This is a genomic window from Palleniella intestinalis (assembly GCF_013166595.1).
Lineage (GTDB): Bacteria > Bacteroidota > Bacteroidia > Bacteroidales > Bacteroidaceae > Prevotella > Prevotella intestinalis.
In genome coordinates, this window is record NZ_JABKKG010000004.1 from 187,789 (window position 1) to 207,150 (window position 19,362).

General features: G+C 51.4%; 12 protein-coding genes. 8 read left to right on the forward strand and 4 right to left on the reverse strand.

Going from position 1 to position 19,362, the window contains the following annotated elements; translation table 11 throughout:
- Positions 1-487: 487 nt before the first annotated feature.
- From HPS57_RS07245 to HPS57_RS07255, 3 genes are all read left to right on the forward strand, one after another.
- Positions 488-3,010: a glycosyl hydrolase 115 family protein gene (locus HPS57_RS07245; RefSeq protein ID WP_172181634.1), complete on the forward strand. Its 2,523-nt coding sequence runs from the start codon at positions 488-490 to the stop codon at positions 3,008-3,010.
- 103 nt (positions 3,011-3,113) lie between these two features.
- The gene (locus tag HPS57_RS07250) at positions 3,114-5,135 is read left to right on the forward strand and encodes a glycoside hydrolase family 43 protein (RefSeq protein ID WP_172181636.1); all 2,022 of its coding nucleotides are present in this window, start codon (positions 3,114-3,116) and stop codon (positions 5,133-5,135) included.
- A gap of 96 nt (positions 5,136-5,231) precedes the next feature.
- Positions 5,232-8,018: a glycoside hydrolase family 2 protein gene (locus HPS57_RS07255; protein ID WP_253946494.1), complete on the forward strand. Its 2,787-nt coding sequence runs from the start codon at positions 5,232-5,234 to the stop codon at positions 8,016-8,018.
- Positions 8,019-8,224: 206 nt separating this feature from the next.
- Here HPS57_RS07255 and HPS57_RS07260 read toward each other — a convergent pair whose 3' ends face one another.
- Positions 8,225-8,935, reverse strand: coding sequence for a tyrosine-protein phosphatase (locus tag HPS57_RS07260; RefSeq protein ID WP_172181638.1), 711 nt, complete (start codon positions 8,933-8,935; stop codon positions 8,225-8,227).
- Between the two features lie 250 nt (positions 8,936-9,185).
- Here HPS57_RS07260 and HPS57_RS07265 point away from each other — a divergent pair, with 250 nt between their 5' ends.
- Positions 9,186-12,311: a DUF4450 domain-containing protein gene (locus HPS57_RS07265; protein ID WP_172181640.1), complete on the forward strand. Its 3,126-nt coding sequence runs from the start codon at positions 9,186-9,188 to the stop codon at positions 12,309-12,311.
- Between the two features lie 367 nt (positions 12,312-12,678).
- Here HPS57_RS07265 and HPS57_RS07270 read toward each other — a convergent pair whose 3' ends face one another.
- Positions 12,679-14,019: an NADP-specific glutamate dehydrogenase gene (locus HPS57_RS07270; RefSeq protein ID WP_172181642.1), complete on the reverse strand. Its 1,341-nt coding sequence runs from the start codon at positions 14,017-14,019 to the stop codon at positions 12,679-12,681.
- A gap of 378 nt (positions 14,020-14,397) precedes the next feature.
- Between HPS57_RS07270 and sufC the strand changes: the two genes are divergently transcribed.
- The 4 genes from sufC to HPS57_RS07290 all read left to right on the forward strand — a co-directional run bounded on the left by sufC (position 14,398) and on the right by HPS57_RS07290 (position 18,068).
- Complete coding sequence (sufC, locus tag HPS57_RS07275) at positions 14,398-15,153, forward strand: Fe-S cluster assembly ATPase SufC (RefSeq protein WP_172181644.1); 756 nt, start codon at positions 14,398-14,400, stop codon at positions 15,151-15,153.
- The gene (gene sufD / locus HPS57_RS07280) at positions 15,143-16,471 is read left to right on the forward strand and encodes a Fe-S cluster assembly protein SufD (RefSeq protein ID WP_172181646.1); all 1,329 of its coding nucleotides are present in this window, start codon (positions 15,143-15,145) and stop codon (positions 16,469-16,471) included. Before sufC ends, sufD begins: the two co-directional genes overlap by 11 nt.
- A gap of 87 nt (positions 16,472-16,558) precedes the next feature.
- Positions 16,559-17,548: a YqiA/YcfP family alpha/beta fold hydrolase gene (locus HPS57_RS07285; protein ID WP_172181648.1), complete on the forward strand. Its 990-nt coding sequence runs from the start codon at positions 16,559-16,561 to the stop codon at positions 17,546-17,548.
- A 73-nt stretch (positions 17,549-17,621) separates the two neighbouring features.
- Complete coding sequence (locus HPS57_RS07290) at positions 17,622-18,068, forward strand: GatB/YqeY domain-containing protein (RefSeq protein ID WP_172181650.1); 447 nt, start codon at positions 17,622-17,624, stop codon at positions 18,066-18,068.
- Positions 18,069-18,337: 269 nt separating this feature from the next.
- Here the strand turns inward: HPS57_RS07290 and ybeY are convergent, their stop codons facing one another.
- On the reverse strand, positions 18,338-18,760 hold the full coding sequence (gene ybeY, locus HPS57_RS07295) for an rRNA maturation RNase YbeY (RefSeq protein WP_172181652.1): 423 nt from the start codon (positions 18,758-18,760) through the stop codon (positions 18,338-18,340).
- Between the two features lie 146 nt (positions 18,761-18,906).
- Positions 18,907-19,347, reverse strand: a complete 441-nt coding sequence (gene coaD / locus HPS57_RS07300) for a pantetheine-phosphate adenylyltransferase (protein ID WP_172181654.1) — start codon at positions 19,345-19,347, stop codon at positions 18,907-18,909.
- Positions 19,348-19,362 lie beyond the last annotated feature (15 nt).

Here is a 19,362-nt window from a genome sequence, read left to right on the forward strand (position 1 = left end):
TTTTTTGTTGTCGGTAGGGGTTCTCTTTGAAAATGTTTCTCATGCGGACTCTGATGATTTCTTGTATTTGTATGATGGTATGGCTCTAAGAGTTCAAAGAATCAAAAGCATTCGCTTCGCCTTTGCAGTGCTTTGTCTGTAAGGATGGATTCTTTGTTTTCTTTTGTTTCTTCGAGATAAAAGACTTCGAGTGAGAATGCTTTGATAATCAAGGGAATAGAGGTGTGGAGACGGAAGGTAACACTTTGATGTGCAAAGTGTTACCTTTGACCATGCAAAACGTTATCTTTCGTAATGCAAAGCGTAACCTTTTGGAAAATAATGCATCCTTCCTCGCAAAACCATGCGTTTTTATACGAAATCACATCTTATGCGCACGGATTTACATTGTCGGTTTATTTGTTTTTATTAATTTTGCAAATAATTTCGTGGCATGTATGCCTGCCGCTATCTAACTATCCAAGCAAACGAATAAATATTAGAGGAAATGATGTACAGAAAGACATTAATCATTATGCTTTCATGCCTTTCGCTCACTCATGTGAAAGGTGAAGACCTTGTCTGGTATGACAGTGGCAAGCCTGTCACATTCCACGTTCAGAAGAAGACAGACCCTGTCGTGGACGTGGCATTGCAGATGTTCCATGCCGATATCACTGCCGTGACAGGAGCCGCGCCGCGCAAGACTGCCGGAGGAAATGCCGTAATCCGCATAACGCAGGTGGACAGGGCGACAAGCGGTGAGGTGCAGCAGCTGAGGAAATGTGGCATAAACGTCGACTCGCTGAAGCAGGGGATTGACGCTTTTGCCATACGTGTCCATGACGGAAAGATTCTTGTGGCAGGCGGCAACGGCAGGGGCACGGCTTACGGCCTGCTCGAACTGAGCCGCATCGCCGGTGTGTCGCCATGGACATGGTGGGGCGATGTCATCCCTGAGCGCAAGCAGCGCCTTACGATAGCCTCGGACTACATGACGATGCAGAGTGCGTCGGTGGAGAAGCGCGGCATCTTCCTCAATGACGAGGACTGGTCGCTGCGTCCGTGGAGCTATAAGCACTATGAGCCGGCACGCTTCGGTCAGATTGGCCCAAGGACTTATCGTCGTGTGTTTGAACTGTTGCTCCGCCTTCGCGCCAATGCCGTATGGCCCGCTATGCACACAGGAACGGAGGCGTTCTTCAAGAATCCTGACAACAAGGTGATGGCTGACAGTTGCGGCATTTTTGTCGGCACATCCCATTGTGAGCCGCTTTTGAGGAACAATGTCGATGAGTGGAGCGTCAAGGAGCGTGGCGCGTTCAACTACCGAACGAACCGCGAGGCGGTGCAGAACTATTGGACGGAGCGCCTCAAAGAGGTCAGCAAGTCCTCGACAAACATGTTCACCATCGGCATGCGCGGCATACACGACGGTTCGATGGAGGGCTACAAGACTGCCGACGAGAAGTTCCATGCCTTGCAGCAAGTAATCGATGACCAGCAGAAACTTATAGCGAAATACATCGGCGACCCACGGAAGCAGATGCAAGTCTTTGTGCCTTATAAGGAAGTCCTTGAGCTTTACACGAAAGGCCTGCACGTTCCGGAGACCGCAACCCTTATGTGGTGTGATGACAACTATGGCTACATCACTCGTCTGTCCGACCCTCGTGAGCAGCAGCGTGTAGGAGGAGGCGGTGTCTATTATCACCTCAGCTATTGGGGACGCCCACATGACTATCTCTGGCTGACGACCACGCAGCCGGGACTCATCTACCACCAGATGCGCCAGGCCTACGACCATAATGTGCGCAAGTTGTGGATTGCCAATGTCCACGACCCGAAAGTCGCCGCTTACGACCTTGAACTGTTCCTCGATATGGCATGGGACATCGACTGTGTGAACGGCAGCACTCTTGACAACCACCTGAAGCAGTGGCTCACAACGCAGTTCGGCAGTGAGGCGGCCAAGGCACTTGCCCCGGCTATGGAGGAGTTCTACAGGCTTTGTGGCATCCGCCGCCCCGAGTTTATGGGGTGGTCACAGGTGGAACTTGACAAGAAGAAATATGACAGAGGCTTGTCGCAAGTGCGCAACAGTGAGTTCTCCACCACGCAGTTCGGCAATGAGCTCGACCGTTATCTTGACGACTACCACCGCATTGTGGCTGTTGTCGACAGTGTGGCAAAGAGGAATATCCCGGCACGCCTTCACGATGCGTTCTTCGCAGCGGTGGAGTATCCTGTGAAATCCGCAGCCTTCAATGCCGTGAAAATGCTTGAAGCGCAGCGTGCGCGCCAGCTTGCCAACGGCAGCACCTTGTCCGACCTTGACACAAACCGTGACCCGCTGACCTTGGCCTGTGCGCGAAGCGTTGCCGCATACAATGAAATCCGGCGACTCACAAAGCGTTATAATGAGGATATGGCGGCAGGGAAATGGAATCATGCCATGGATTGCAATCCGCGCCATCTGCCTTCACTCTGTGCACCGGTGTTGCCTTATTCTTATACAGAGGATGAGACAAAAGAGATTTTGGCAAAGTATCCTGAGCAGAGGAACTACCACGCCATCGACCCTGACGGTGTCATTGCGCGCAACGCATCGTCCTTCGCCACCGCTCCGGAGGGCACAACGCCTGTTCGGATGCTTGGCCATTCGATGAACGCTGTGCCACTGCAGAAGGGCGGCACGCTGACCTATGACTTCACCTTCGACCATGAGGGAGAGGCTAATCTGACAGTAGCACTTATCCCGACACAGCCTAACGACAACGGCGATTTGCGCTTTCAGGTCAGCATTGACGGAGCAGAGCCGACGGTGTTCTCACTGAAAGAGCCGTTCCGTTCTGAGCAATGGAAGCTGAATGTGCTGCGCGGACAGGCACGGCGCACGCTGACAGTAAACCTCTCGAAGGGCAGCCACAGGCTTGAGATAAAGGCTCTTGACCCGAACATTGTCGTCGACCAGTGGATGATTGACCCGAACCTGAAGCGCGGAACGCATTACCTGATTCCGGTAAAGTAATGGGACAGTACTGACATTATTGACAGCATTGACAATACTGACCCTATCGACAATATTGACAATAATGTCAATGCTGTCAATATTGTCAGAAAAAACATAACCAATGAAAAGACTTCTCGCATCCATACTTATTGCTTCCTCTTCCTGCCTGTGCATGAAGGCAGCCGGCAACGTTACCAATGTGCCGGAGGAAAAGGACATGAAGGCCTACCTTATGGTCTATCATAAGGACGAAGACCACGGCCTCCACATGGCGATAAGCCGTGACGGACGGCGGTTTGCGGCATTGAACGATGACAATCCCGTCATCGCCGGCGACACCATTGCCATGCAGAAAGGCATCCGCGACCCACACATCTATCGCGGACCGGATGGCGCTTTCTACATGACCATGACCGACCTGCACGTCTTCGGGCAGCGTGACGGCAAGCGGACGACGGAGTGGGAGCGTCCCGGCGAGGACTATGGCTGGGGCAACAACCGTGGCATCGTGATGATGAAATCATGGGATTTGCTCAATTGGACGCACACTGTGCTGAACTTTGACACCCTCTTCCCAGCATGGCGGGAGATAGGTTGCGCATGGGCTCCCGAGACTTTCTACGACGACAAGGCAGGAAAACTCATGGTGCATCTTACCATGCGCCAAAGGAAGGATGCCAACAAGCTCTATTATGTCTATGTAAATAAGGATTTTAACGCCATAGAATCCGAGCCGAAAGTCCTTTTCCGGCACAATGACCCGAAGGTTTCTGTCATCGACGGTGACATCACCAAGGTAGGCGATGCTTATCATCTGATGTACGTAAGCCACGAACAGCAGGCAGGAATACGGCATGCCGTCTCCGACAGTCCCACAGGCGAGTGGACGGTCATGGACGGTTATGTCGACGCATCGCCTGTCGGTTGTGAAGCACCCACCGTGTTCAAGCGCATCGGTGAGGATGTTTGGGTGGTGATGTACGACATCTATCGCCGGAATCCGATGACCTTCGGCTTTGTGGAGACCACGGATTTCAAGACCTACAAAGACCTTGGGGAGTTCAACAACGGAAAGATGCGCATGCTGAACTTCTATTCCCCGAAGCACGGCGCTATCGTGCAAATCACCGGAGAAGAGGCTGACCGCCTGGAGAAGTATTGGAAGGAGAAACCGAAAGGCTATAATGCCTACCGCCCTGTGACAGAGCCGAACAAGGCGAACCCTGTCATCGAAGGCTTCTTTGCCGACCCTGAGATACTTTATTCCGAGAAGACAGGACGCTATTATCTCTATCCCACCACCGACGGGGCTGAGGAATGGCGCAACCATGATGCGGAAGTCTACTCCTCAGCCGACATGAAGACATGGCAGCATGAGGGCAAGGCGCTTGACCTCAGGACAGACGTGGCGTGGGCGGACAGCTGCCTTTGGGCGCCGTGCATCATAGAGCGCAAGTACGGGAAAGGAAAGAAAGCGAAGTACAAGTACTTCTACTACTTTGTCGCAAACGGCAACATCGGTGTCGCAACGGCAGACAATCCCGCAGGACCGTTCAAGGATGCGCTCGGCAAACCTATGATTCCTAATCCCGAAAGCGGGCCTATGCGCGGGCATATCATCGACCCTGACGTGTTCCATGACCCTGTCAGCGGAAAGTATTACCTGTATTGGGGCAATTCGTTCCTTGTCTGTGCGGAGCTAAATGATGACATGCTGTCCGTGAAGGATGAGACTCTGACCTATGTAATCCCGCGAGGCCGGCAACGGAAGTTCCATTATAATGAGGCAAGCTATGTCTTCTACCGCAATGGAAAGTACTACTTCATGTGGTCGGAGAACGACACTCGCAGTACGGAGTACCGTGTGCGCTATGCCATGGGCGACTCTCCTACGGCAATAACAGGGCCTGTCAAGGATGCCATTGTCCTCCGCAAAGACCCTGACCGACAGATTTACGGCACAGGACATCATGCTGTCATCTGCAAACCCGGCACAGACGAATGGTACATCGTCTACCACCGTTTCCAACGTCCTGACGGTCTGAAGCGCGGATGGTCGGCAGGCTACTACCGTGAGGTGTGCATCGACAGGATGCATTTCAACCCTGACGGCACGATAAAGCCTGTAAAGCCGACATTGTAGAATAGGAAAAACAAACATAAAAAACAGAAATTCAGCTATATGATTATAAGACTGTTCTCATATATATGTTTATCAGTGATGTGCTGTTGTGCAACAATGGCGCAGACAACCACCGAGACAATCCTGCTTTCAGGGCAGGGCTGCGATGACACAAAGCCATGGCGTTTCACCGTCACTGACGGTATGCGCAAAGGCAAGCGAAGCACAATCCAAGTGCCTTCGTGCTGGGAACTGCAAGGCTTTGGGGCATACACCTACGGACGATGGTACACCAAGAAAGGGGAACGCCCGTCCATGGAGTCCGGCATATATGAGCTTGATTTCACCGTTCCTGCGAAATGGAACGGTAAGGTGGTGGAAATCAACTTTGAAGGTGTGATGACCGATGCCGAAGTCTGTGTCAACGGACTGCCGGCGGGTGACATCCACCGTGGCGCGTTCACACCTTTCTCTTACGACATTTCCGACAAAGTGAGGTATGGAAAGAGGAATCACCTCCGTGTGAAAGTAGACAAAGAGTCCTCAAACAAAAGCATCAATGCCGCCGAACGTAAGGCCGACTGGTGGCTTTTCGGAGGAATCTACCGCCCTGTCACGCTCACTGCCAAGCCAAAATGCCACATCCGCAGAGCCACCATTGACGCTCGGGCAGATGGCCGACTGAACATTCAGCTGCTGACAAGCATGGTTTCTGACGGATATACGCTTGAAGCCTCCGTTGAAGGGTTGGGAAAAAGGAGCGCAACTGTCAAAAAGGACTCCTGCATGGTGACGATGGACTTCCCTTCGCCTTGCCAATGGACTCCCGAAACGCCACACCTTTATTCCCTTCATCTGACACTCCGTGACGCTAAAGGCACTCCGCTGCATAGCATTGGGAAGCGGATAGGTTTCCGTACCGTAGAGTTCCGTGAGGGCGACGGTTTCTATCTCAATGGCACAAAGCTGCTTATCAATGGCGTTAACCGCCATTGCTTCTATCCGGAGACAGGGCGCACATCGTCAAAAGCCCGAGACATTGAGGACGTGAAGCTCATAAAGGCGATGAATGCCAATGCCATACGTTCCCATTATCCGCCGGACTCCCACCTGCTGGACATCTGTGACTCCCTGGGCATGCTCTATCTCAATGAATTGGCAGGGTGGCAGAACCCTTATGACAATGCCAACGGCCCGCGCATACTTAAAGAGATGATCACACGTGATGCGTCACATCCGTGCATCTTCGCATGGAGCAACGGCAATGAGGGCGGTTTCAATTACAATCTTGACCCTCTATTTGACGCTTACGACCCGCAGCATCGCCATGTGGTGCATGCCTGGGCACTGTGGAATGGTGTGGACGCTCACCATTATCCTGCATTCCAAACGGGAGCGGGAAGACTTAGAAACGGCACTAAAGTGTTCATGCCCACGGAGTTCCTGCATGCACAATACGACAAGGGAGGTGGCGCTTCACTCTACGATTATTGGGTGAACTGGCGGCAGAGCCCTTTGTTTGCCGGCGGATTCATCTGGGCATGGGCTGACGAAGGCATAGCACGCACCGACCGCAACGGTGCCATCGACACCGACGGCCCTAACGGTCCTGACGGCATTGTAGGGCCATATCGTGAGAAAGAGGGCAGCTATTGGGCGATAAGGGATATATGGGCGCCGGTGCAAATCTCTCCGTTTGTAATCAACGACAAATGGAACGGCAGGATTATGCTCACGAATGATTACCTGTTCACTGACCTTTCCCAATGCACTCTCGCATGGGAATGGCAGTCATTGCCGGCTGCCGGTGGTGAAACAAACACCATATCTTCCGGCTCAATGCGCTTGCCACAGGCGGCACCTGGCGAGTCCCGACACATCACTTTGCAGGATGTCCGCCCGGCAAAAGGACTTCCGGCCTTCCTGCAGCTGCATGTCCTGTCGCCACAAAAGGACACTATCCTCACACGTTCCTATCCCGCCTGTGGTGCAGAGGCGTTATACAGCTCACTTGGCACAAAGGAGAACGGCAAGGCAACATTGCAAACCGATGATGAGACAATCACCCTTTGCGCTAATAACGTAAAGTGTGAGTTCGCCAAATCGACGGCTTTGCTCAGAAAAGTGACATGCTCGGGCAAGGAAACAGCATTCAACAACGGGCCTTTGCCTGTCGGATTCAAGGCGAAACTGAAGTCTGTCGGCACAAGGACAGAAGGAAACGATGCGCTTCTCATAGCCCGTTACTCCGGCGGTATAGACTCTATCGTATGGCGCATGAAGCCCTCCGGCATACTGGAAATGGACGCTGTGCTGCTCAATGACCGCCGCGGACATGGCTATGAAGGGAAATTCCTTGAGCCGGACGCACGCAACATCGGTCTGACATTCTCTTATCCTGAAGAACAATGCCGTGGCATGCGGTGGCTGGGCAACGGCCCTTACCGTGTGTGGCGTAACCGCCGGCAGGGTACACGCCTCGGATTATGGGAGAATACCTATAACAATACCATCACCGGTGAACTGCCAATAGACTCCGCACTATGGAAGAAAGGCGCACAGAAGCCGCAGACCCACCTTGTCTATCCGGAGTTCAAGGGATTCTACAGTGATATGTATTGGGCGGAAATACAGTCAGAGGAGTCTCCGTTCACTGTCTACTGTGCCACGGAAGGCACATATTTCCGCATCTTCACTCCACAAGAACCGGTGCTCCGCCGTGACGGCAAGCGCACGATGGAGAGGTTTCCGGAGGGGGACATGTCGTTCCTGATTGACATCGCTCCCATACAGTCGTACAAGCCTTTGGAGCAGCTTGGCCCTCAGGCTATGGTTCCGACAGTGAGAATCAACCTTGGCGATGAAGGTCTGCCGTTAAGACTGAGGTTTGATTTCAGGAGGTAACCGACCGGGAAACATCCGTATCGGCATCGTTGCCGGTACGCTTTTGCAAGAAAAAAAGTTGTTTGATAATATGTATTTTTCCACTATTGTAGATTTTCATGGTTAGCACAATAGTAAGGAGAAGGGCTGGCATCTCGTGAGAAATGCCAGCCCTGTTTTAGTTTGTAAAAGTCTTTTTATGCAATGTTTCCACACAAAGGATGTGGTCATCCTTGTTGTTGCTTCAGTTCTTCAAGGAATCTTTCTATCTTTCTCATCAGTTTCTTTGGTATCTTGCTGTCAAGGAAATGCCTGAAATGCGTCACACTGTGCGTGTCGGTTCCTGCCAGACTGTAATAGCCCTTGTCAAGAAGCCATTGCGCGTTCCTCTCCGCTGCAGGGCCGTAGATTCCTGTCAGGGCAGGGATATTCAGCTGGAAGATTATGCCAAGGCTGTGCAGTTCTTCATAGTCCTCCGGTTCCATGTACTGGTAGCGGCATGGGTGGGCAAGGACAGGGTGCAGCCCTGACACCTTGATGTCTCTCAGAGTCTCCTTCATGTTGATAGGAGGGTTGAAGTAGCTTGTCTCCACCAGCAGCTTGTCCCCTTGCAGTGGCAGTTTCGATGCGCGTTCAAGGCAAAACTCTCTGTCAATCATGTGCTCCGCGGCAAGGTGCAGCTGTATCGGTCCATCATAAGGAAGGCTCTCGAAACGGTGCTGCAAATCTTCGGGTGTGTTGGGATGTTCTTCCATTATATGTGGCGTAAGCCATACCTCACGGACACCATGGCGGTGCATCATGTCAAGAATCCGCAGCGTGTTCTCCACCGTCTTCACACCGTCGTCTACTCCGGGAAGAAGATGGCAGTGGCAGTCGGTGAAACCGTTCAGCAGGGCGGACTCCGAAACCTTTATCTTGGATTTGAAGAAAAACATAATCTTGTATTTTCCTGCAAAGTTCAGCAAAATAATTGATATATGCAAATGTTGGGCATAGAAAAAAACTTTATGTTTTTAAAAATCTGTTTCTTGGAGAATAAAAAAACAGTGATTTCAGAAGCGTTTAAGGGCAAAAAAGCGGGTTAATATGTCTGTTTGTAGAGGAAAATCAGTATCTTTGCAAAAGATAAGCTGCACATCAGCAAACTAAGAATCAACCACTAAGCCATACATTAATAACAAAACAATGAGACAAAACCATAACCCCGGGTACGCAAACCCCATTCTTACGCGTGGCAAAGCCCTTGTTTCGGGACTTGTCATGCTGCTTTCCCTTCCACTTTCTGCCCAACAACTGTTCACTGCCAATGACGTCAGCGGTGAGACAGCGGAACGCTCCATGCAGTATTTCCCCGAGGGCAAGGACTTTGTTTGTGTTAATGGCAAGAACCGTTTCACACGACCGCTGTACGGCACGCACACCGTCTGGCGGCTGGAGACGAGCGACCGCCCCGTGTTTGCTGTCTACAACAAGCCGAAAAGCCGGCACATTGCATTCCGGATGATGCTTGACGGCAGCACCATTGCCCTTGATTCCACCGACTATTGCAAGGCACGCTACACTCCTGGGCGCAGGGATTACACGCTGAAGGATAAGCGGCTGGGCAACGGCACGCTATCCGTCACTGCCATTCCGCTGGCGGACAAGGAGGGCGCGATATGGATGTTCCGCACTGACAAGGTGAAAATGCGCCTGCGTTCGCAGATAGGCGACATACGTGCGAAGAAACTTCAGCGCAACGGCGACCTTGGGGTGGACAAGGCGGACAGTTTTGAAGCCTCGCTGACTGCCTCGCCTACTTGTGCGGAACATGATTTTTCGAAGAATGAATTGTATGTGGTCTATGAGGACAATGCCCTCCGCCAAGTCACCACGGCTGAGGGACGGCGGCTCTATGCAAAGGCAGAAGAGGCGCGGAAAGCGTTGGTTTCGCAGTTGGAGATTGTCACTCCCGATCCTTACATGAACACACTCGGCGGTGCGCTTATGGCTGCCGCCGACGGCATTTGGGACGGAGAGGTGTGGCTTCATGGTGCAAACGCATGGCGAATGCCATTGAGCGGCTGGCGCGCTGCATACACAGGAGACTGCTTAGGGTGGCACGACCGCGCACGGAAGCATTTTGACAACTATGCAAACTCGCAGGTCACTGACCGCGAACCTATATATCCGCACCCTACGCAGGACGCGAAAATGAACAATGCGCGTGCCGAAAAGAAGTGGGGGACGCAGATGTACAGCAACGGATATATCTGCCGTAACCCGAACCGCAACAACCAGATGCACCATTACGACATGAACCTTTGCTACATCGATGAGCTTATGTGGCACCTCTGCTGGACAGGCGATGTCGATTATGCAAAGAAGATGTGGAACGTCATCACACGCCATTTGGAGTGGGAAAAGCGCAATTTCGACCCGAATGACGACGCACTCTATGACGCTTATTGCTGCATTTGGGCGAGCGATGCCTTATACTACAACAGTGGGGCGGTGACACATTCCTCTGCTTACAACTACCGCGCGAACAGGCTGGCGGCACGGATTGCCGAACTGATTGGCGAGGACGGCAGCCGGTATGCACGCGAGGCGGAGCGCATAAAGGCGGCGATGAACGCGCGCCTGTGGATGGAGGACAAAGGCTGCTGGGCTGAGTTTGAGGACTTCATGGGACACCGTGACCTGCACACCTCGCCTGCTGTGTGGACAATCTATCACGCCATAGACTCGGATGTGAGCGATATTTTCCAGTACTACCGTGCCACGAAATATGTTGACCGTGAGATTCCGCACATCCCTGTGACGGGAAAAGGGCTTGAGGGCGACTACCATACAATCAGCACAACCAACTGGATGCCTTACGCATGGAGCATAAACAATGTGGCGTTTGCCGAGGTTTGGCATACGGCATTGGCTTATTGGCAGGCTGGAAGACCGGAAGAGGCGTACCGATTGTTCAAAGGTTCGGTGATTGACGGCATGTATCTCGGGCATTGTCCGGGCAATTTCGGGCAGATAAGTCACTACGACCGCGCCCGTGGCGAGTGCTACCGTGACTTCGGCGACCCAATCGGCATGGCGTCAAGGGTACTGGTGCAGGGATTGTTCGGTATAGCTCCGGACTTGCTGAACGGTAAGGTGAACATCACGCCGGGCTTCCCTGCCGCATGGGATTATGCATCTATGCACTCCACGGACATTGACATCGACTTCCGGCGTAAGGGTTTTACAGAAACTTACATAATAAAACCGCGCTTCAATAAGTCTGCCGATGTGGTGCTGACCATACCTGCATTGCTTGACAGTTATGACGCTGTGACGGTCAACGGCCGGCGCATCACGCCGCAGAACGCTGTGAGTGTGGGACGTGCATGCATTGTTGTGAATTGTCCGTATGCAAAGGAAATCAAGGTGGTGGTGAAGTGGAACGGTTCGCCGATAGACTATGAGCACTGTAAACCGTCAGAGGTTAAGAATTCTTTTGCCCACGCAAAGCAGGGAAAAGTGGAGTGGTGGACTTTTTCGGAGCCACTTCCCGTTGATGAAAGGTCTAAAAAAGACTATGGTACGGTGCTGCCAAAAACCGATGAAATGGCGGTTTTTCGCATGGTAAACCTTGACAGTGTGGTCAATGCCAACATGACAGACATCTTCCGCAACACGTATGCTTCGCCACGCTCTCCTTACACTACGTTGCAGATACCGTTACAGGGCATCGGTGAATGGTGTCACCCGAAGGATACGGCGGACATAGACGACAGCGGTTTCCGTGGGCAGCTCGTTGACGGTGTGTTCCGTATGCCGCAGGGAGTGCCGTTCCGTTCCTATAAAGAAGGTAGGAATATAGCCTTCACTTCGTTGTGGGACAATTATCCCGACTCGGTCGGTGTCGCACTCGAAGGCAGTGGCAAAGGGATGTATCTGCTGCTTGCAGGCAGCACAAACCACATGCAGTGCCGTCACCGCAACGGACTTGTGACGGTGGAATATGCAGACGGCACAAGCCAAGAGCTGGAGCTTCGCAATCCGGACAACTGGGCTCCGATAGAGCAGGAGTTCTATGTCGACGGCAAGGCGTTCAGCATCGACACTCCGCGCCCTTACCGCATTGCGCTCGCATCGGGCATTGTCAGCAACGACATGGACAAGGCTCTCGGGCTGAAAGGTTTCACTTCGCGCACCATTCCAGGCGGTGCGGCGACAGTGCTTTACATTCCTCTTCAGGAAAACAAACCTTTGAAGTCCCTGCGTTTGGCGACAAGTGCCAACGATGTCGTCATTGGTCTGATGGCTGCGACGATAGTTGAATAGTTCTTTTTGTCTATATGTAAGCGAAACAACAAAATCACTTACAAAACGAGAGGTGTTTTTGTGGTTTTTATAAACCGAAACACTAATGGATGTTAAAACATAGGCGACATTACGAAAGGTAACGCTTTGCATGGTGAAGCGTTACCTTTTGCCAAACAAAGTGTTACATTTTGTATGGCGAAGTGTTACCTTTCATTTTGTCACTCATGACATTCTGCTCCGTGGAAGGTTGCCGTGGGATTTCCGAAATGCTTTCTCCTGCATGCACAAACCTGCTTTCCGAACAGATGAAAACGCAAAAACGGCGCACCTGTCATAATCGACAGATGCGCCGTTTGTTATGCTTATGTGGTTATAAGTCTGTGCTTTACACGATGCCCTGAGCCATCATTGCCTTGGCAACCTTCATGAAGCCGGCAACGTTTGCACCCTTCACGTAGTTGATGTAGCCGTTCTCCTCTGTGCCATACTTCACGCAGTTCTCGTGGATGTTCTCCATAATCCAGTGGAGCTTGTTGTCAACCTCCTCGGAAGACCATGAGAGACGGCCGGAGTTCTGTGACATCTCGAGACCTGAAACAGACACGCCGCCGGCATTTGCAGCCTTGCCCGGAGCATAGAGAATCTTCGCGTCCTGGAACACTTTGATAGCCTCAGGAGTGGAAGGCATGTTGGCACCCTCGGAAACAGCTATCACGCCGTTTGCCACAAGAGCCTTCGCTGCCTCCTCGTTGATTTCGTTCTGTGTTGCGGAAGGGAGGGCAATCTCGCATCCTGTCTCAAACCAAGGCTTCTTGCCCGGTACGTATTTTGCATTAGGATACTCGTCTGCGTACTCCTTGATGCGTCCGCGCTGGATGTTCTTCAACTCCATGATGAAGTCGAGTTTCTCGCGGTCGATGCCGTCCGGGTCATAGATGTAGCCGTCGGAATCAGACATTGTCATAGGGATGCCGCCGAGCTGGAGCACCTTCTCTGCTGTGTACTGTGCCACATTGCCCGCACCGGAGATGAGCACCTTCTTGCCCTTCAGCTCGATGCCTCGTGTCTTGAGCATCTCGCAGAGGAAATATACATTGCCATAGCCTGTTGCCTCAGGACGGATGAGTGAGCCTCCGAACTCGCGGCCCTTGCCTGTAAGCATACCGGTGAACTGGTGGGTGAGCTTCTTGTACATGCCGAACATGTAGCCGACCTCACGTCCGCCGACACCGATGTCGCCTGCAGGAACGTCCTCGTCAGCACCTACGTGGCGGTAAAGCTCTGTCATGAAAGCCTGGCAGAAGCGCATTACCTCGTTAGCTGACTTGCCGCGTGGCGAGAAGTCAGAGCCACCCTTTGCGCCACCCATAGGGAGCGTTGTCAGAGAGTTCTTGAAAGTCTGCTCGAAAGCGAGGAACTTCAGGATGCCGAGGTTCACGGATGCGTGGAAGCGGATGCCGCCTTTGTAAGGGCCGATGACATTGTTGTGCTGCACACGGTAGCCCATATTTGTCTGAACCTTGCCTTTGTCGTCAACCCATGACACACGGAACTGGATGATGCGGTCTGGGATGCAGAGACGCTCGATGAGGTTTGCCGCCTCGAACTCCGGATGCTTGTTGTACTCTTCCTCGATGGTTGGAAGTACCTGACTTACGGCCTGGATGTACTCAGGCTCGTTTGGAAATCTCTGCTTGAGAGTTTCGACAACTTGTGCTGCGTTCATAATCTTTGCTGTTTTTATTTGTTGAATTGTTTTATCCTTTTACCTTGTTACTTGTTTATAAAAGCAAAGTATCTTGATTTGTGGTTGCAAAATTACAAAGAAAGTTTGGAATATGCAACAAGATGACTGAAAAAATACACGAACAGACTACATTTTGTAAGTTGAGCGCTGTTTTTCGCGCTTCTAATAGAAATACATCAATTCAATGAGGCGTTACGGTCGGTGGGGCGGAGGAGGTTCTTGTGGTTGAAATAGCCATAGGACAGAATTTCAGAACTTATGTCTGCTATCCAACGCAAACCGCTAAAAAACAGTCGCAAAAAGTTCGTATATTGAAAAAATATTAGTAATTTTGCAACATAAAATAAGTAGAACAATATGTTAGAGGTAAAGAATCTGCACGCCAGAATAGGCGACAAGGAAATATTGAAGGGTATCAATCTCACGATCAATGATGGCGAGGTGCATGCCATAATGGGACCTAACGGCTCCGGAAAGTCCACTCTCTCCGCTGTCCTTGTGGGCAATCCTGCCTATGAAGTGACAGAGGGCGAGGCGTGGTACAACGGCAAGAACCTGCTGGAGATGAATCCTGAGGACCGTGCCCATGAGGGTCTGTTCCTCTCTTTCCAGTATCCGGTGGAGATACCGGGAGTGTCCATGACCAATTTCATGCGCGCTGCTATCAATGAGAAGCGCAAGTACCATGGTCAGGAGCCACTCAACGCATCGGAGTTCATGAAACTTATGCGTGAGAAGCGTAAGGTCGTGGAGCTTGACAGCAAGCTCGCCCACCGCTCAGTGAATGAAGGTTTCTCAGGAGGAGAGAAGAAACGCAACGAGATTTTCCAGATGGCAATGCTCGAACCGACACTGTCCATCCTTGACGAGACAGACTCCGGACTGGATGTCGACGCGATGCGCATCGTTGCCGAGGGGGTCAACAAGCTCAGCAATGAGAAGACTTCGACGATTGTCATAACACATTATGACCGTCTTCTTGAGATGATACGCCCGCAGTTTGTGCATGTGCTGTACAAGGGTAGGATAGTGAAGACCGCAGGGCCTGAGCTTGCGAAGGAGATACAGGAACGTGGTTTCGACTGGATAAAGCAGGAAGCTGATGGAGAATAGTGCAAGACAGTATGTCGAACTTTACGAACAGTGCCGTGAGACGATAATGTCGCACAGCTGTGAGGCTATGAACGCCGTGCGTGAGGAGGCTTTCGAGAGTTTCCGCAGCGGCGGTCTGCCCGGCAGAAAGGATGAGGAGTACCGTTACACTGACATCCGTGAGATGATGGCTCCTGACCTCGGACTGAACCTTAACCGTCTTGAAATCCCTGTAGACCCGTACCGGGCGTTCCGATGTGACGTGCCTAACCTTTCCACACAACTTTATTTTGTGGTCAATGACACGCTTTTTGGCAAGGCGCTCCCTAAGAAAGAGTTGCCGGAGGGTGTCGTCGTGGATTCTTTCTGCAACCGTCAGGACATCGTTGCGCGGTACTACAACTCCCTGGCTGCAGCCGATGCAATCACTTCGCTTAACACTATGCTTGCCGAGGATGGTCTCTTGATTTATGTTCCGGAGAACATTGTTGTGGAGAAAACCATTCAGGTGGTGAACATTTTGCGTTCGGACGTGGACATGATGGTGAACCGCCGTGTGCTGATTGTTGCGGAGAAGGGAAGCAAAGTTAAGGTTCTGTTCTGCGACCATGCTGCCGACGACCGCCAGTTTCTTACCACTCAGGTGACGGAAATCCTTGCCGGAGAGGGTGCTGACATAGAGGTTTATGGATTGGAGGAGACTCATCAGCGCAATGCTCTTGTGGCAAACACATACATAAAGCAGGAGAGTCGCTCGCGTGTCCACCACAGTCTTATCACACTGCACAACGGAAAGACACGCCAAATGACACGCCTCACGCTTGCCGGGGAGGGTGCTGAATGCTGGCTTAACGGTGCTGTGGTGGCTGATAAGGAACAGCACGTGGACAATAACACGCTCATCGACCATGCCGTGCCTCACTGTGACAGCCATGAACTGTACAAATATGTCCTTGACGGCAATGCCGTAGGTGCTTTTGCCGGACGTGTCCTGGTGCGTAAGGATGCACAGAAGACTATGTCGGAGGAGAGAAACCAGAACCTTCTCTCTACAAAAACGGCGCGGATGTACACACAGCCAATGTTGGAAATCTATGCCGATGATGTGAAATGTTCACACGGTTCGACTGTCGGACAGTTGAGTGAGAGCGCATTGTTCTACATGCGTCAGCGCGGCATTCCTCTCGAAGAGGCGCGCCTTCTCCTGCAGGCGGCATTCATTTACGAGGTAATCGACGAGATTCCTCTTGAACCTCTGCGCGACCGTCTGCACTACCTCATTGACAAACGCTTCCGTGGCGAACTGTCAAAATGCGAGGGCTGCAAACTCTGCAGATAATGGCAGATTAGAGATTTTGGTCAGTACTGTCATTATTGCCAATACTGACAGTACTGACTTGTATCCACAAAAAACACCGTTTCCCTAATGGAATACATGAAGACATGGCAGGACATAATGTCCGGCAAGAAGATACTTTACGTCCACGGCTTTGCTTCAAGCGGACAGTCGGGGACGGTGACGTTGCTGCGCACAATCTTCCCCAACGCCACGGTGGTTGCTCCCGATCTCCCTATTCATCCACAGGAAGCGATGGATTTGCTCCATGCCACTTGTGACGAGGAGCGTCCTGACCTCATCATCGGCTCATCGATGGGCGGCATGATGACTGAGATGCTCTATGGATACGACCGCATATTGGTCAATCCGGCGTTCCAAATGGGCGACACAATGGGCAGCCATGGCATGGTGGGCAAACTCTCTTTCCAGAATCCGCGGCGTGACGGCGTGCAGGAAATGATTGTCACAAAGGCGATTGTCAAGGAGTATCGTGAGCTTACGGCACAATGCTTCAACCCTGAAAAGGTCAAGGAGGACAAGGCGAGAGTGTGGGGACTTTTCGGTGACAATGACCCCGTGGTGCACACAAGGGACATATTTCTTGAGCATTATCCTAAGGGAATAACCTTCCATGGTGAGCACCGCCTGATAGACACCGTTGTGCACCATGCCCTCGTCCCTGTTGTCCGGTGGATAGACGACAGGCAGGAGAAGCGGCAGCGTGAGACTGTCTACATTGATTTTGAATGCCTTCACAACGACCGCATGCAGGCAACGCCGTCAATGCATAAGGCGGTTGAGGCTCTTCTCGACAACTATACGCTGTACTTTGTGGCACCTTCGCCGACGAATGACACACCTTATTATAAGGTGGTCACGGATTGGATGCAGGAGTATGTGACAGTCCCGGCGCATGACCACATCATCTTCACCAACAATCCGGAACTCCTTTACGGTGATTTCTTCATATCTCCCTGCCCGCCAAAGGACGGCATGGCGACACCGATAGAATACGGTTCGGACACGTTCAAGACATGGGAGGAGATAATAACCTATTTCAGTCGTCTGACAAACTGATGTCTATCCTGTCCTTTCTGCCGATGAAATGGGCAAAAAACAGTAAACAAAACTCATTAAAACAAATACTACTATGCTTTTCGATCAGATTTCAACAGACATCAAGGAGGCTATGAAAGCACGCGACAAGGTGCGCCTCGAGACATTAAGAAACATAAAGAAGGTGTTCCTTGAGGCTAAGACAGCCCCGGGAGCAAATGACGAACTCACCGATGCCGACGCAATGAAGATTCTCCAGAAACTTGCAAAGCAGGGCAAGGAATCTGCCGCAACCTACGTTCAGCAGGGACGTCAGGACCTCGCAGATGACGAACTTGCGCAGGTTGCCGTCATCGAACAATACCTTCCAAAGCCAATGACCGAGGAGGAAATCGAAGCTGTTGTGAAAGCCATAATCGCCGAGACAGGCGCCACTTCCATAAAGGAGATGGGCAAAGTCATGGGCGCTGCCTCCAAGCAGATGGCAGGCAAGGCTGAAGGCGGCCAGATTTCCGCCATCGTGAAGCGTCTCCTTGCATAAGGGAACACCCTCGCAATGTATGTATTGTAAATATGTCAAAGAGCGCTTGTCCCATTGAAAGACGCTGCAAAGATACAATATTTCGCAAGCGATTCCAAATTTTATAGGGGTACACATGGGGGTACAGCGTGGAAAACATAACCGTTTTACCATACATCTGCATTTATATTAAGGTGTTTGATGCTATATAAGCACAAAGAAAATCGGTATGTTGATGTAATGAGACATCAACATACCGATTTCTTCTTTTCTCACCATTTCTTCGGCTTCTACTTCCTGTCGAACCACATGGCGAGGGCTTCATTCTCCGCCTTTTCCATTATCTCACGCTCTCCCGGACCTTTGTCGTTGATGCCGCAAAGGTGTAGTATGCCATGGATAATCACGCGGTAAAGCTCCTCCTCGTAAGGCTTGTTGAAGAGTTCTGCATTGCTGCGCACGGTGTCAAGCGAGATGACAAGGTCGCCATTTATCTGATTGCCCTCATCATAATCGAATGTTATGATGTCCGTGTAGTAGTCATGCTGTAAGTACTCGCGGTTGACCTCGAGTATTTTCTCGTCGTCACAGAAGAGATAACCTACCTCTCCGACTGTCCTGCCGTAAGAGGCAGCGACATTACGTATCCATTTTGTCACCTCACGCTTCTTTATCTGAGGCATTTTAACGTTCTCCGCGTTGTAGCTAATCATAATCTCCTATGTTTTGAAAACTGTAAAATTCTTACAAAAAACGCCCATTTCATCGGGAAAAATCCTTCTGTTGCATATGTTGCAACACACCATTGCATGTATTGCAACGTGCTGTTGCAAGCAGTGCAACACATTGCTTTGCAGCCTTATGGCAGGAATTTCGTGGTGTCCTTGCCAAACATCTGCAGCGTGCGCACTCCACTGCTTGACAGTGCGGAGAGTTCAGGGCGCGAGAAAAACAGCACGGTCTCCAGACCGTCCCCTAACAGGCGGTTGTATTCCGCCTGATTCCTCTCGTACTCATAGTCCACGACAGAGCGCACACCCTTTACTACGGCTGCCGCATCATGTCTCTTTGCAAGGTCGGCAGCCATGTCGCTGTATGCCTCTACTGTGACGCGTGGCTCATCTTTATATATGCTTTCTATCTGTGCAAGACGCTCCTCTACACCGCTGTTGCTGTCCTTCGCAGGATTGAAACCTATGCCGATGATAACCTTGTCAAAGATAGTCAGGGCACGTTCCACAATGTCAGCATGTCCGATTGTGAACGGATTGAACGTTCCGGTGAATATTGCTGTTCTCATTATTCTGTCATTTTA

Coding starts and splice junctions, on each gene's coding strand:
- HPS57_RS07245 (WP_172181634.1), top strand. CDS start 488: ATGATGTACAGAAAGACATTAATCATTATGCTTTCATGCCTTTCGCTC.
- HPS57_RS07250 (WP_172181636.1), top strand. CDS start 3,114: ATGAAAAGACTTCTCGCATCCATACTTATTGCTTCCTCTTCCTGCCTG.
- HPS57_RS07255 (WP_253946494.1), top strand. CDS start 5,232: ATGGCGCAGACAACCACCGAGACAATCCTGCTTTCAGGGCAGGGCTGC.
- HPS57_RS07260 (WP_172181638.1), bottom strand. CDS start 8,935: ATGTTTTTCTTCAAATCCAAGATAAAGGTTTCGGAGTCCGCCCTGCTG.
- HPS57_RS07265 (WP_172181640.1), top strand. CDS start 9,186: ATGAGACAAAACCATAACCCCGGGTACGCAAACCCCATTCTTACGCGT.
- HPS57_RS07270 (WP_172181642.1), bottom strand. CDS start 14,019: ATGAACGCAGCACAAGTTGTCGAAACTCTCAAGCAGAGATTTCCAAAC.
- sufC (WP_172181644.1), top strand. CDS start 14,398: ATGTTAGAGGTAAAGAATCTGCACGCCAGAATAGGCGACAAGGAAATA.
- sufD (WP_172181646.1), top strand. CDS start 15,143: ATGGAGAATAGTGCAAGACAGTATGTCGAACTTTACGAACAGTGCCGT.
- HPS57_RS07285 (WP_172181648.1), top strand. CDS start 16,559: ATGGAATACATGAAGACATGGCAGGACATAATGTCCGGCAAGAAGATA.
- HPS57_RS07290 (WP_172181650.1), top strand. CDS start 17,622: ATGCTTTTCGATCAGATTTCAACAGACATCAAGGAGGCTATGAAAGCA.
- ybeY (WP_172181652.1), bottom strand. CDS start 18,760: ATGATTAGCTACAACGCGGAGAACGTTAAAATGCCTCAGATAAAGAAG.
- coaD (WP_172181654.1), bottom strand. CDS start 19,347: ATGAGAACAGCAATATTCACCGGAACGTTCAATCCGTTCACAATCGGA.